At 72.6% G+C, this 12,843-nt stretch carries 10 protein-coding genes; 7 read left to right on the top strand and 3 right to left on the bottom strand.

Annotated elements, in window-relative coordinates:
- Nucleotides 1-18: 18 nt before the first annotated feature.
- On the bottom strand, nt 19-1,428 hold the full coding sequence (gene radA, locus ABZV31_RS21580) for a DNA repair protein RadA (protein WP_355896161.1): 1,410 nt from the start codon (nt 1,426-1,428) through the stop codon (nt 19-21).
- A 223-nt stretch (nt 1,429-1,651) separates the two neighbouring features.
- Between radA and ABZV31_RS21585 the strand changes: the two genes are divergently transcribed.
- Nucleotides 1,652-3,418 carry a hypothetical protein gene (locus tag ABZV31_RS21585; protein ID WP_355896164.1) on the top strand — a complete coding sequence of 589 codons (1,767 nt, stop codon included), beginning with the start codon at nt 1,652-1,654 and terminating at the stop codon, nt 3,416-3,418.
- A gap of 362 nt (nt 3,419-3,780) precedes the next feature.
- On the opposite strand, the gene ABZV31_RS21590 is transcribed toward ABZV31_RS21585, so the two are convergent.
- A complete protein-coding gene (locus ABZV31_RS21590; protein WP_355896167.1) occupies nt 3,781-4,683 on the bottom strand; it encodes a hypothetical protein in 903 nt (300 codons plus the stop codon).
- Nucleotides 4,684-4,778: 95 nt separating this feature from the next.
- Here ABZV31_RS21590 and ABZV31_RS21595 point away from each other — a divergent pair, with 95 nt between their 5' ends.
- From ABZV31_RS21595 to ilvD, 4 genes are all read left to right on the top strand, one after another.
- Nucleotides 4,779-5,711 (top strand): Ppx/GppA phosphatase family protein, encoded by a 933-nt coding sequence (locus tag ABZV31_RS21595; RefSeq protein WP_355896170.1) that lies wholly within the window; start codon nt 4,779-4,781, stop codon nt 5,709-5,711.
- 212 nt (nt 5,712-5,923) lie between these two features.
- A complete protein-coding gene (locus ABZV31_RS21600; RefSeq protein WP_355896172.1) occupies nt 5,924-6,748 on the top strand; it encodes a sugar phosphate isomerase/epimerase in 825 nt (274 codons plus the stop codon).
- On the top strand, nt 6,745-7,350 hold the full coding sequence (locus ABZV31_RS21605) for a TetR family transcriptional regulator (protein ID WP_355896175.1): 606 nt from the start codon (nt 6,745-6,747) through the stop codon (nt 7,348-7,350). Before ABZV31_RS21600 ends, ABZV31_RS21605 begins: the two co-directional genes overlap by 4 nt.
- 148 nt (nt 7,351-7,498) lie before the next feature.
- Nucleotides 7,499-9,352 (top strand): dihydroxy-acid dehydratase, encoded by a 1,854-nt coding sequence (ilvD, locus tag ABZV31_RS21610; protein ID WP_355896178.1) that lies wholly within the window; start codon nt 7,499-7,501, stop codon nt 9,350-9,352.
- A gap of 49 nt (nt 9,353-9,401) precedes the next feature.
- Here the strand turns inward: ilvD and ABZV31_RS21615 are convergent, their stop codons facing one another.
- Nucleotides 9,402-11,510 (bottom strand): serine/threonine-protein kinase, encoded by a 2,109-nt coding sequence (locus ABZV31_RS21615; protein ID WP_355896181.1) that lies wholly within the window; start codon nt 11,508-11,510, stop codon nt 9,402-9,404.
- 177 nt (nt 11,511-11,687) lie between these two features.
- Here ABZV31_RS21615 and ABZV31_RS21620 point away from each other — a divergent pair, with 177 nt between their 5' ends.
- Both ABZV31_RS21620 and ABZV31_RS21625 read left to right on the top strand, forming a co-directional pair.
- Nucleotides 11,688-12,005: an SH3 domain-containing protein gene (locus tag ABZV31_RS21620; protein ID WP_355896183.1), complete on the top strand. Its 318-nt coding sequence runs from the start codon at nt 11,688-11,690 to the stop codon at nt 12,003-12,005.
- Between the two features lie 42 nt (nt 12,006-12,047).
- Complete coding sequence (locus ABZV31_RS21625; protein WP_355896186.1) at nt 12,048-12,563, top strand: EamA/RhaT family transporter; 516 nt, start codon at nt 12,048-12,050, stop codon at nt 12,561-12,563.
- Nucleotides 12,564-12,843: the final 280 nt, after the last annotated feature.

Consider the following 12,843-nt stretch of genomic DNA (forward strand, 5'->3'; position numbering starts at 1 on the left):
GCGAGACCAGGGCAAAGTCTACCGGCGGTCCTCCGCCTCCCGCGGGGCCTCTCGGCGACGGGACCGGGGAAGGACCCGCAGAGCGTCCCCTATGTCGGCGACTTCCAGGACCTTCATACCCGCAGGGATCTTGCCCGGGTCGTTCGGCACGAGGGCGTGCGTGAAGCCCAGGCGGTGGGCCTCCGCGAGCCGGCGCTGGACCCCCGTGACCCGTCTGACCTCGCCCGCGAGACCCACTTCGCCGATCGCGACGAGGTTCTTGGGCAGCGGGGTGTCACTCGCGGCCGACGCCAGCGCGAGGGCGACCGCCAGGTCGGCGGCCGGCTCGGAGAGCTTCACGCCGCCGACCGTCGCCGAGTAGATGTCCCGTTTGCCCAGGGCGCTGATCCGGCCCCGCTGCTCCAGGACGGCCAGCATCATCGAGACGCGGGAGGTCTCCAGGCCCGACGTCGTACGGCGCGGGGAGGGGATCTGCGAGTCGACCGTGAGGGCCTGGACTTCGGCCACCAGGGGGCGGCGGCCCTCCAGGGTGACGGTCAGGCAGGTGCCGGGCACCGGCTCGGCACGGCGGGTCAGGAACAGGCCGCTCGGGTCGGCCAGGCCCGTGATGCCCTCGTCGTGCAGCTCGAAGCAGCCGACCTCGTCCGTCGCGCCGTAGCGGTTCTTGACGCCGCGGACGAGGCGCAGGCGCGCGTGGCGGTCGCCCTCGAAGTGCAGAACGACGTCCACGAGGTGCTCCAGGAGACGGGGGCCCGCGATCGTGCCGTCCTTGGTGACATGGCCCACGAGCAGCGTGGACATGCCGCGCTCCTTGGAGGCGCGGATGAGGGCGCCGGCGACCTCGCGGACCTGGGCCATGCCGCCGGGTGCGCCGTCGATCTCCGGGGAGGCCACCGTCTGCACCGAGTCGAGGATCAGCAGCGACGGCTTCACCGCGTCCAAGTGGCCGAGGACGGCGGCCAGATCGGTCTCGGCGGCGAGATAGAGGTGGTCGTCGATGGCGTTGATGCGGTCGGCACGCAGGCGGACCTGGCTCGCGGACTCCTCGCCCGTGACGTACAGCGTGCGGTGTTCGTCACTGGCCGCCTTGGCTGCCACGTCCAGCAGGAGCGTGGACTTGCCGACGCCGGGTTCGCCCGCGACGAGGACGACGGCACCGGGGACGAGTCCGCCGCCGAGGACGCGGTCCAGCTCGGGCACGCCGGTGGAGCGGGCGGTGGCCTGGCGGCCGTCGACCTGGCCGATGGGCAGGGCGGAGGTGGTGACGCGGCCCGGCGTCGTCGTACGGACCGCGGGCGCGCCGTACTCCTCGACCGTGCCCCAGGCCTGGCACTCGGGGCAGCGGCCGAGCCACTTGGCCGTCTGCCAGCCGCATTCCGTGCAGCGGTAGGACGTGCGGTCCTTGGTGGTCTTCGTACGGGCAGCCATGGGTGAAACCGTAGCCGCCGCCACTGACAACGCGTGCGCGGAGAGCGGGAGGGAGGGCCGCGTGCAGATGCCTGGGTGCGGGTCCTATGGGGCCGTGCATCCCGTACGAGCCACGGAACGGAAGGTTCCTGTCCCCTTATGAGGGATCGTTTCACCCGTACGGATTAAATGTGCTCAAGGGGGAAGAACGGGCCATCCCCCGCCGCCTACGGTCGCACGGGTGATGAGCAGCAGCCCGGAGACCACGACCCGAACGACCGGCGCACACCGGGCGCACCGGGAAGCGCGCGACCGCGCTGCAGCGCGCACGCTGGCGCAGCGCCCGCCCGCGCGCTACGAGCCGTACCTGGACGGTCTGTTCACCTACTGCCTGTCCGTGCTGTGCGACCACGACGCGGCGACCGCCGCCCTCGGGGAGGCCCTCGCACTCGCCGAGCGCCGCGGGCAGCGCGTCCCGGAGACCGCGGGGGAGCGCAGGGCCTGGCTGTACGCGCTGGCCCGCTGGGCGTGCCTGCGCAAGCTGGCCGAGGCCAAGCAGAAACGTCAGGGCACGCATGCCGTCGGGCGCCACGGGGACGCCCGGCAGCGGTCGGTCCCGTCCGCCGCCCCGCCCGTCTCCGAGGAGGTCCAGGAGCGGCGGCGCGAACTCGCTCTGCTCGCGTGGCCGGAGGCCGCCGGCACCACCCCGGAGCAGCGCGAGGCGCTCGAACTCGCCGTGCGCCACCACCTCGCCGCCCACGAGGTCGCCGCCGTCCTCGGCATGGACCTAGCCACCGCGCGCGAGCTGCTCGCCTCCGCCGCCTGCGAGGTCGAGCGCACCCGCGCGGCCCTCGCCGTCGTGGAGACCGGCACCTGCCCGAGCGTGGCCTGCCTCACGGAAGACAACCAGCTCGTGCTCAGCTCGGCCCTGCGGCGCGAGCTCGTCCGGCACGTCGACGACTGTCCGCGCTGCCGCCGCACCGCCGAGCGCGCGATCCCCGGCCGGTGGCCCGGCGTCACCGTCACACCCTCCGAGCTGCCCGTGCTGGAGGCGCCCCGCGCGGCCCTGCGCGTCGCCATGGCGCACCACCCGCGCGCGCGGGGCGCCGCGCCCCGCTTCGACCGGCGGGGTTTCCCGATGGACCCCAAGGACCGCGCGGCCCGCAGGGACCGGCTACGCGCGCGTGCCGTGACGACGACCGTGGTCGCCACCGTGGTCGCCGCCCCCGTGCTGGCCCTGTGGGCCGCCTACCGGGGCACCCCGACCGGCGAGGGCCAGGACGGCCCCTCCGCCACCGCGCACGAGGCGCACGACCCCGGCACCCTCGGCGACGAGGCGGCGGGAGGCGGCTACGAGAACGCCGGCAACGCCCGCACCGGACCCGACGCCCGGTTCGGCGAGGGCGGCAAGCCGGACGTCTCCGTGGAGGTCATCAGCGTCTCGGGTGCCGGCCGCAAGGACGGCCGCCTGACCGTGACCGCCGACAACAGCGGTGACACCACGCTCGTCACGTTGACCGCGTCCGGGCCCTCGCCGGTCCACTGGTCCGCGTCCACCGGGGCGTCCTGGCTCTACCTGAGCCGGTCCTCGGGAACGCTCCGGCCCGGCGAGTCGTTGACGATCAGGGTGTACGTCGACCATCTGCGCGAGCCGTCCGGCCACTGGAGCGCGCGCATGGCGATCGCGCCCGCCGGCGCCGTCGTCTCGATCGAGGGCTACGGCACGGCACCCAGCCCCTCCGATCCCGGCCCCACCCGCCCCGGCGACCCGCCCCCGACGTCCGACCCGCACCCCACGCCCACGGCATCGCCCCCCGCGGACCCGACGCCGACCGATCCGCCCCCGTCGTCCGACCCCGACCCGACCCCCACCGACCCGTCCCCCACCGACCCGTCGCCCACCGACCCGTCCCCCTCCGACCCGTCCCCCTCCGACCCGTCCCCCTCCGACCCCGGAGGCTCGACCCCGCCACCCGACAACGGGGGCACCCCGAGCCCGTCGGACAGCTAACGGGCGATGATCAGTGCCGGGCGACGCCCCCCGGGAGTGCCGGATCATCGCCAGACCTTCAGCGAGCGCCGGTCACCGCACGTACGGCCTGGGGAGGCCGGTTACCCGCACGTACGGCCTGGGGAGGCCGGTTACCCGCACGTACGGCCTGGGGAGGCCGGTTACCCGCACGTACGGCCTCGGGAGGCCGGTTACCCGCACGTACGGCCTCGGGAGGCCGGTTACCCGCACGTACGGCCTGGGGAGGCCGGTTACCCGCACGTACGGCCTCGGGAGGCCGGTCACCGTACGCACGGCCTCGGGAGGCCGGTCACCGCACGACCTCAGGAGACCGGTCAGGAAACGGCCCTCGGGAGCGCCCCTCAGTCCACCGGATCCGCCGGATGAGGTGCCAGCAGCGGGAGCTGGGAGGCCAGGCGTTCCTCGCACAGTTCGACCAGGCGGTCGTAGCCGGCCTTGCCCATCAGTTCGGTCAGTTCGGCTCGGTAGGAGACGTACACCGGCTCGCCCGCGCCGTGCGCCGACGTCGCCGAGGTGCACCACCAGTGCAGGTCGTGGCCGCCCGGCCCCCAGCCCCGGCGGTCGTACTCGCCGATCGACACCTGGAGCACGCGCGTGTCGTCGGGCCGGTCGATCCAGTCGAAGGTCCGCCGGATCGGCAGCTGCCAGCACACGTCCGGCTTGGTCTCCAGCGGCTCGCGGCCCTCCTTCAGCGCCAGGATGTGCAGCGAGCAGCCGGCGCCGCCGGGGAAGCCGGGCCGGTTCTGGAAGATGCACGAGCCCTGGTAGGGGCGGGTCTGCCGGGAGCCTTCGTCGTCCTCGGAGACCCAGCCCTTCTTCGTCCCCTGGGCGTGGTTCTGCCAGATCTCCGGCGTGAGCCGCGCCACGTGCTCGGCGACCCGCTTCTCGTCGTCCTCGTCGGAGAAGTGGGCCCCCAGCGTGCAGCACCCGTCGTCCGCTCGACCCGCCTGGATGCCCTGGCAGCCGCTTCCGAAGATGCAGTTCCAGCGAGAGGTCAGCCATGTCAGATCACAGCGGAAGACCTGCTCGTCGTCCGCCGGATCCGGGAACTCCACCCACGCGCGCGCAAAGTCGAGCCCCTTCTCGTCGGGCTCCGGGCTCTTCTTCGCCTTCATCGGTGGCGTCGCCTGCGAAGAACCCTTGGCCGACGCGGCCGTTCCGGCCTTCTCGTCAGCCTTGGTCACGTTTGTCGACTTCGTCGATTCTGCCGAGTTTTCGTTCTTCGCCTTTTTCGTCTTTGGCACCCGTCCAGGGTAAGTCGCCCGGCACCCCTCCCGGGACCGTCCCGGGCAGGGCACCGAGGGCGGACGACGGCCCAGGTGGCAGTAGCGTTCCGTATATGAGACTCGGTGTCCTCGACGTGGGTTCGAACACGGTGCATCTGCTGGTGGTCGATGCGCACCCCGGCGCGCGCCCATTGCCCGCACACTCGCACAAGGCGGAGCTGCGGCTCGCCCAACTCCTGGACGAGGGCGGTGCGATCGGCCCCGACGGGATCGACAAGCTGATCGCCGTCGTCCAGGACGCGCTCCAGGCCGCCGAGGACAAGGGCGTCGAGGACCTGCTGCCGTTCGCGACCTCCGCCGTGCGCGAGGCCAGCAACGCCGACGACGTCCTCGCGCGCGTGCAGGCCGAAACCGGCGTCGAGCTGCAGGTGCTCTCCGGTGCGGAGGAGGCCCGCCTCACCTTCCTCGCCGCCCGCCGCTGGTTCGGCTGGTCGGCCGGGAAACTTCTGGTCCTGGACATCGGTGGCGGCTCTTTGGAGATCGCCTACGGCATCGACGAGGGGCCCGACGCGGCCGTCTCGCTGCCCCTCGGCGCGGGCCGGCTCACTACCGCCTGGCTGCCCGGCGATCCGCCCGCCCCGGAGGACGTCAGGGCGCTGCGCCGCCATGTGCGGGCGCAGATCGCCCGGACGGTCGGGGAATTCAGCCGTTTCGGCCCGCCCGACCACGTGGTCGGCACCTCGAAGACGTTCAAGCAGCTCGCCCGCATCGCCGGCGCCGCGCGCTCCGCCGAGGGCCTCTACGCTCAGCGTGAGCTGAAGCGGGAGTCCCTGGAGGGATGGGTGCCGAAGCTCGCCGGCATGACGGCCGCCGAGCGCGCCGAGCTGCCTGGCGTATCCGAGGGCCGGGCGGCCCAGCTCCTGGCGGGGGCGCTGGTCGCCGAGGGCGCGATGGACCTGTTCGGCGTGGAGAACCTGGAGATCTGCCCGTGGGCGCTGAGGGAGGGCGTGATCCTGCGCCGGCTGGATCACATGGGCACGGCATGAGTTCCCCGGGCAGGGGCGCGCGGCTGTGACATTGTGCGGCTCCGCCGCGTGGGCGCGACCAGCCACGGACGACCCGTGGGCGCGCACGACGAGACCCACAACGGCGCTTGGGCGAACGGGCACCCCCGACGAACAGGAGGCCACACCGTCCCCTTGGCCAAAGCCCACCGTCCCCGGCCCAGCCGTCTGAGGCACCCCGTACCCTGTCCCTCGTGGCAGAACCAGTGGTGCGCATCCCGGATGCGAAGGTCGCCCTGTCGACGGCCTCGGTGTATCCGGAGTCGACGGCGACGGCCTTCGAGATCGCCGCGCGCCTCGGGTACGACGGCGTCGAGGTGATGGTGTGGACCGACCCCGTCAGCCAGGACATCGAGGCGCTGCACAAGCTCAGCGACTACCACCAGATCCCGATCCTCGCCGTTCACGCCCCCTGCCTGCTGATCACGCAGCGGGTGTGGTCCACCGACCCCTGGGTCAAGCTCCAGCGTGCCCGGGCGGCCGCCGAGAAGCTCGGCGCGACGACTGTCGTGGTCCACCCGCCGTTCCGCTGGCAGCGGCAGTACGCCCGTGACTTCGTCGCCGGGATCTGGCGGATGGCGAACGAGACGGATGTGCGCTTCGCCGTCGAGAACATGTACCCCTGGCGCTACCGCGACCGCGAGATGCTCGCGTACGCCCCCGACTGGGACGTGACGAAGGACGACTACCGCCACTTCACGATCGATCTCAGCCACACCGCGACGGCCCGCACCGACGCGATCCAGATGATCGACCGCATGGGCGACCGGCTCGGCCACGTCCACCTCGCCGACGGTGGCGGCTCCAACAAGGACGAGCACCTCGTGCCCGGCCGCGGCACCCAGCCCTGCGCCGAGCTGCTGGAACGTCTCGCCCTGTCCGGCTTCGACGGCCACGTCGTCATCGAGGTCAACACCCGCCGCGCCATGTCCAGCGCCGAGCGCGAGGCCGACCTCGCCGAGGCCCTGGCGTTCACGCGGCTCCACCTGGCGTCGGCGGTCAAGGGGACCCGGCGATGACCGACGCCACCGCGCGGCGCCGGGGGCGCCCCCCGCGTACGGAGTCCGCGGACACCCGTGACCGCATCCTGAGCGCGGCCCGCGAGGTGTTCTCCGAGCGCGGCTACGAGAAGACGTCCGTGCGCGGCATCGCCAAGGCGGCCGGCGTGGACTCGGCCCTCGTCCACCACTACTTCGGCACCAAGGAGCAGATCTTCGAGGCGGCCATCGAGGTCGCCTTCGCGCCCGCTCTCAACGCGCCGGACGCGGTCGCCGACGGCCCGCTCGACGGCGTCGGCGAGCGCCTGACCCGGTTCATCTTCGGCATCTGGGAGAACCCCACCACCCGTACGCCGCTGCTGGCGATCGTCCGCTCCGCCGTGAACAACGACACCGCGGCCGCCGTCTTCCGCCGCCTGCTCGCCTCGCAGCTGCTGCGCCGCATCGCCGCCCAGCTCGACCTGCCGGACGCGGAGCTGCGCGCCGAGCTCGCCGCGGCGCAGCTGGTGGGGTGCGCGATGCTGCGGTACGTGATCAAGGTGGAGCCGCTGGCGTCGGCGGACGTGGAGCAGATCATCGCGCGGGTGGCACCGGTGGTTCAGGGGCATCTCACAAGCCCGTAGGCGCAGGGTTCACGCGGGCACGACTCCCGAGGCATGCGTCCCGCATTCCGGACACCGCGTCCCGCTCTCTGGATGACCGGCGTACGCTCGACTGAGTCAGAACTCTGTCAGCGCCCTCTGGCAGAACTCTCCGAAGGAGCGAGCGACGATGCCCGAGCTGAGGTCCCGCACAGTCACCCACGGCCGCAACATGGCGGGCGCCCGCGCCCTGATGCGCGCCTCCGGTGTACCCGGTGCGGACATCGGGCGGAAGCCGATCGTCGCCATCGCCAACAGCTTCACGGAGTTCGTGCCCGGTCACACCCACCTCCAGCCGGTCGGCCGGATCGTCAGCGAGGCGGTCCGGGAGGCGGGCGGCATCCCGCGCGAGTTCAACACGATCGCGGTCGACGACGGCATCGCGATGGGTCACGGCGGCATGCTCTACAGCCTGCCCTCCCGCGACCTGATCGCGGACAGCGTCGAGTACATGGTCGAGGCCCACTGCGCCGACGCCCTGATCTGCATCTCCAACTGCGACAAAATCACCCCGGGCATGCTGATGGCGGCCCTGCGCCTGAACATCCCGACGGTCTTCGTCTCCGGTGGCCCCATGGAGTCCGGCCGCGCCACCCTGGTCGACGGCACGGTCCGCACGCTCGACCTGGTCGACGCGATCTCCGACGCCGTGAACGACAAGGTCTCGGACGAGGACATCCTCCGCATCGAGGAGAACGCCTGCCCGACCTGCGGCTCCTGTTCCGGCATGTTCACGGCCAACTCGATGAACTGCCTGACCGAGGCGATCGGCCTCTCCCTCCCCGGCAACGGCTCGGTCCTGGCCACGCACACGGCCCGCCGGGCGCTGTACGAGAACGCGGCCCGCACGGTGATGGACCTGACCCGCCGCTACTACGAGCAGGACGACGAGACGGTCCTGCCCCGCTCGATCGCCACCTTCTCGGCCTTCGAGAACGCGATGGCCCTCGACATCGCGATGGGCGGCTCGACCAACACGATCCTGCACCTGCTGGCCGCCGCCCAGGAGGCCGGCGTCCCCTTCGGGCTGGAGGAGATCGACGCCGTCTCGCGCCGGGTGCCCTGCCTGGCAAAGGTGGCCCCGAACGTCGCCAAGGGCCGCACGTACTACATGGAGGACGTGCACCGCGCCGGCGGCATCCCCGCCCTGCTCGGTGAACTGCACCGCGCGGGCCTGCTGAACGAGGACGTGCACGCGGTCCACAGCCCGTCCCTGGCGGACTGGCTGAAGACGTGGGACGTCCGCGGCGGCTCCCCGTCGCAGGAGGCGGTGGAGCTGTGGCACGCGGCCCCCGGCTGCGTCCGTTCTGCCGAGGCCTTCTCCCAGTCGGAGCGCTGGGAGTCCCTGGACGACGACGCCGAGAACGGCTGCATCCGCTCGGTCGAGCACGCCTACTCGAAGGACGGCGGCCTGGCGGTCCTCAAGGGCAACCTGGCCGTCGACGGCTGCGTGGTGAAGACGGCCGGCGTCGACGAGTCGATCTGGACGTTCGAGGGCCCGGCGGTGGTCTGCGAGTCCCAGGAGGAGGCCGTCCAGAAGATCCTCACCCAGCAGGTCAAGGAGGGCGACGTCGTCGTCATCCGCTACGAGGGCCCCAAGGGCGGACCCGGCATGCAGGAGATGCTCTACCCGACCTCGTACCTGAAGGGCCGCGGCCTGGGCAAGGCCTGCGCCCTGATCACGGACGGCCGTTTCTCCGGCGGCACCTCGGGCCTGTCCATCGGCCATGCCTCGCCGGAGGCGGCCTCCGGCGGCACGATCGCGCTCGTCGAGGACGGCGACCGCATCCGCATCGACATCCCGAACCGCTCCATCGAGCTGCTGGTGGACGACGCGGAGCTGTCCCGCCGCGAGCAGGCGCTGAACGGCGTGTACGCCCCGAAGAACCGCGACCGCAAGGTCTCCGCGGCGCTGCGGGCGTACGCGGCGATGGCTACCAGCGCGGACAAGGGTGCCGTGCGGGACGTGTCGAAGCTGGGCTGACCCTCCTCGACCCGCGGGGCCGTCTCCTCGGGGACGGCCCCCGCTCATGTCACCAGGTCGACGGATCGCGTCCGTCGACGGCGAAGACGGTGCCGTCGGGAGCGCCGGCGTACACGTGGCCGTGGACGATCACGGGTTCGGGCAGGGCGGCGGCCACCCGGTCCGCGTTCGCGCCGAGCCGGGACGGAGTCTGCCCGACGATCCGCCCGCTGTGGGCGTTCACCGCCAGCAGGCGGCCGTCGCCGGCGGTGAAGTACACGTGGTCGGGGTCCGCCACCGGCGCCGAACCACGGCTCACGGCCGTCTCCAGTTGCCACCGCACCTTCCGCGCCGCCAGGTCGACCGCCTGCAGCGAGCCACCGGCGGCCAGGAGATGCACGACGTCTTCGTGCACGGTCGCCTGCACGGCGTCGAGGGGGACGGGCAGCGCGACCCGGAAGGACGTCCTGGACTTCGGGGTGTAACGGACCACGGCGTTGACCTGACCGAAGGGCCCTTGAGCGGCGAGGAGGACAAGGGAGCCGCCCCGGCTGCCGACGGGCGTCAGCGCATCCGGCAGCCGTGCCTCCCAGCGCACGGCACCCGTCTTCGGATCCAGCGCGACGACCCGCGTGAGCGACCCGTCGGCCGACGTACTCGCCGCGTAGGCCAGCGGGTCCCCGGTGAATGCGGAGAAGTGGGGCGTGGCCTGGCCCGGTACGCGTCTGCTCCACCTGGTGTCGCCCGACGCGCTGTCCACGCCGCGCACCACCCCGTCGGCACCGGTGAGCAGCAGCATGCCACCGGCGTACTGCACCCCGCTGTACGCGGGGACGCTCCGCTGCCAACGCGGTCTGCCCGAGGCGGGATCGAGTGCTTCCAGATGCCGGCCGTGGTCCGTCATGGGCTGCACCAGACCGCCCGACACGACGGGCGGCGCGCTGCGGAGCATCCTGGCGACGGTGTGCCGCCACAGCAGGGCCCCGTCCGACGGATCGAGGGCGTAGACCAGCCCCGGCCGTGAGCAGAGCAGCTTCCCGGCCCCGTACGAACACTGGGGCACGCCCTCACCCGCGGACACGGCCTTCGACGCCCACCCGGGAAACGCGGCCGGGGTGGCCCCGGCAGCCGCGCTCTCCGCCGCGGTGTTCCTCGGTGCGGCCTGCTCCCCACCGAGCAGCTGCACCGAGGCGAGCACCCCGCCCACGACCAGGGCGAGCGCCCCTGCCGCCCAAGCCAGCCGTGTGCGCAGGCGCTTCCCGGTCCGCACCTCGGGCTCCTCGACGCGGGGCTCGGGCCTCGGGGCATCGCCCGTCCCCTGCGCCGGTATGAACGCCTGCGTGTCGTACGAGGCCGCCACCGACCGCAGTTCCCGCATCAGCTCGTCGGGAGTGGGCCGGTCCTCGGGCTCCTTGGCGAGGCAGCGCAGGACGAGCGGCGCCAGATCCTCCGGTACGCCGGTCAGGTCGGGCTCGTCGTGCACGACCTGGTAGGCGACGATGTACGGGCTGTCGGAGTCGAACGGCCCGCGCCCGGTCGCCGCGTGCACCATCACGGACCCGAGCGCGAAGATGTCGGCCGCAGGTCCGACCTCCCGGGGCCGCCGAAACTGCTCGGGCGCCATGAACGGCGGTGTGCCAATCAACTTGCCCGTCTCCGTGCGCAGTTCGCTGTCCTTCGGCCGGGAGATGCCGAAGTCGATGACCTTGGGTCCGTCCTCGGCGAGCAGTACGTTGCTCGGTTTGAGATCACGGTGGACCACGCCCACCCGGTGGATGTCGCGCAGGGCCTCCGCGAGCCCGGCCATCAGCCGGCGCAACTGTTCCGAAGCCATGGGCCCGTTCCGCTTCACCTGGTCGGACAGCGTGGGCCCCGGAATGAACAGGGTGGCCATCCAGGGCCGTTCGGCCTCCGGATCGGCGTCGACGACGGGCGCGGTGAAGGCGCCGCTGACCCTCCGCGCTGCCGCCACCTCCTGCCGGAACCGGCCCCTGAACTCGGGATCCCTGGCGAACGCGGCGTGTACGACCTTCACCGCGAGCTTCAGTCCCGAGGTGCTGCGGGCCAGGTGCACCACGCCCATGCCGCCCGAGCCGAGACACGACTCCAGGTGGTAGTGACCGGCGTACTCGGGAAGTTCCGCTTCCGCGCCCGCTCCGGTGTTGCGCTGTGGCGCCATGGCCCCCCCGTGCTGTTCGTTCGCGCGCGCGACGCACGGAGCCTAGTCGAAGACTCGAACCGGACCGAGGCGGCTTGCTAGCCTCCGCGTGCGAGTCGCGCACATGTGTTTCGTGGCGTGTTCCAGGGGAATCAACGGGACCCCATGGCAGTCATGGGGTGCAACGGGGGGTCTGTCATGTCTGTTGACCGTGTCGAAGAGGTCGAGGGCGGCGGTGAGGCGGAGGCCGTCGCAACGACGGCGGCTCTGCCGTACTACCAGGTCGCGCCGGGCGTGCGGCTGAACGTCCGCAGCGGCCCGGGCACCAGCTACAGCATCGTGCGCGTCCTGCCCGAGGGCGCCTCCGTCCCGATCTACTGCCAGACCCCGGGCTCGACAGTCACGGGCCCGTACGGCACGAGCACCATCTGGGACAACATCGGCAACGGCGAGTACGTCTCGGACGCCTACGTGAAAACCGGCAGCGACGGCTACGTCGCCCCCCGCTGCGGCTGAGCCCGGCGGAGCCCGCGGCCGGACCGGAGCCATAATCGACCCGTGAGCGACGAGAACGGCACCCCGGACACCCCCGCGGGCTCCACGGCGGCCTCCGCAGGCCCCCGCCCGGAGCCCCTCCGCTTCTTCGGCACGTCCTGGGTGAACCACGACGACGGCTACACGGCCCGCCGCATCGGCGTAGCCGCCGGCTCGCTCGCGGCGGCCGCCGTCTCCTGCCTCGTGCTCCGCTTCGCCTACGAGGGTCTCCAGATCGCCGACTCGGGCGCCTTCGTGACCCTCCTCGTGGTCGTGATGTTCGCCGTGTGCAGCGCGCTCGCCTTCCGCCACACCTGGGACGGCTTCAGCAAGCGCCCTGACCCCGACCGCCAGGCCTCCCTGCGCGGCCTGCTCGCCATCGGCTTCGTCGGCTCCCTCCTCGCCTACTTCTTCCGCTCCCTCACCGAGGCCCCCGGCGAGAAACTGCACCGCGAGGAGTACCAGCAGGCCCGCGAGCAGTACGAACGCCGAGCCACCCGCCGCACGGGCAACCCGTCGAAGAAACGACGCCGCTCCTGACCGGAGGGGGCTGTCGGTCTTCTGGGGGCTCCTGACCGGACCGCGCCGTCGGCCTCCCGTGCCGCTCCTGTCCGCACGGGCCCTCGGCCCGCGCTGCCCCGCACCGCCCCACGCCGGGCCGTCCCGCACCGCCCCACGCCGGGCCGTCCCGCACCCTCCCACGCCGGGCCGTCCCGCACCCTCCCACGCCGGGCCGTCCCGCACCGCCCCACGCCGGGCCGTCCCGCACCGCCCCACGCCGGGCCGTCCCGCACCGCCCCACGCCGGGCCGTCCCGCACC

It is taken from the genome of Streptomyces sp. NPDC005202 (genome assembly GCF_040608235.1).
Classification (GTDB): Bacteria; Actinomycetota; Actinomycetes; order Streptomycetales; family Streptomycetaceae; genus Streptomyces.

What these genes read in the sequence shown, in the direction of transcription:
- ABZV31_RS21595 (WP_355896170.1), top strand. Translation starts at nt 4,779, where the DNA reads ATGAGACTCGGTGTCCTCGACGTGGGTTCGAACACGGTGCATCTGCTG.
- ABZV31_RS21605 (WP_355896175.1), top strand. Translation starts at nt 6,745, where the DNA reads ATGACCGACGCCACCGCGCGGCGCCGGGGGCGCCCCCCGCGTACGGAG.
- ABZV31_RS21615 (WP_355896181.1), bottom strand. Translation starts at nt 11,510, where the DNA reads ATGGCGCCACAGCGCAACACCGGAGCGGGCGCGGAAGCGGAACTTCCC.
- radA (WP_355896161.1), bottom strand. Translation starts at nt 1,428, where the DNA reads ATGGCTGCCCGTACGAAGACCACCAAGGACCGCACGTCCTACCGCTGC.
- ABZV31_RS21585 (WP_355896164.1), top strand. Translation starts at nt 1,652, where the DNA reads ATGAGCAGCAGCCCGGAGACCACGACCCGAACGACCGGCGCACACCGG.
- ABZV31_RS21620 (WP_355896183.1), top strand. Translation starts at nt 11,688, where the DNA reads ATGTCTGTTGACCGTGTCGAAGAGGTCGAGGGCGGCGGTGAGGCGGAG.
- ilvD (WP_355896178.1), top strand. Translation starts at nt 7,499, where the DNA reads ATGCCCGAGCTGAGGTCCCGCACAGTCACCCACGGCCGCAACATGGCG.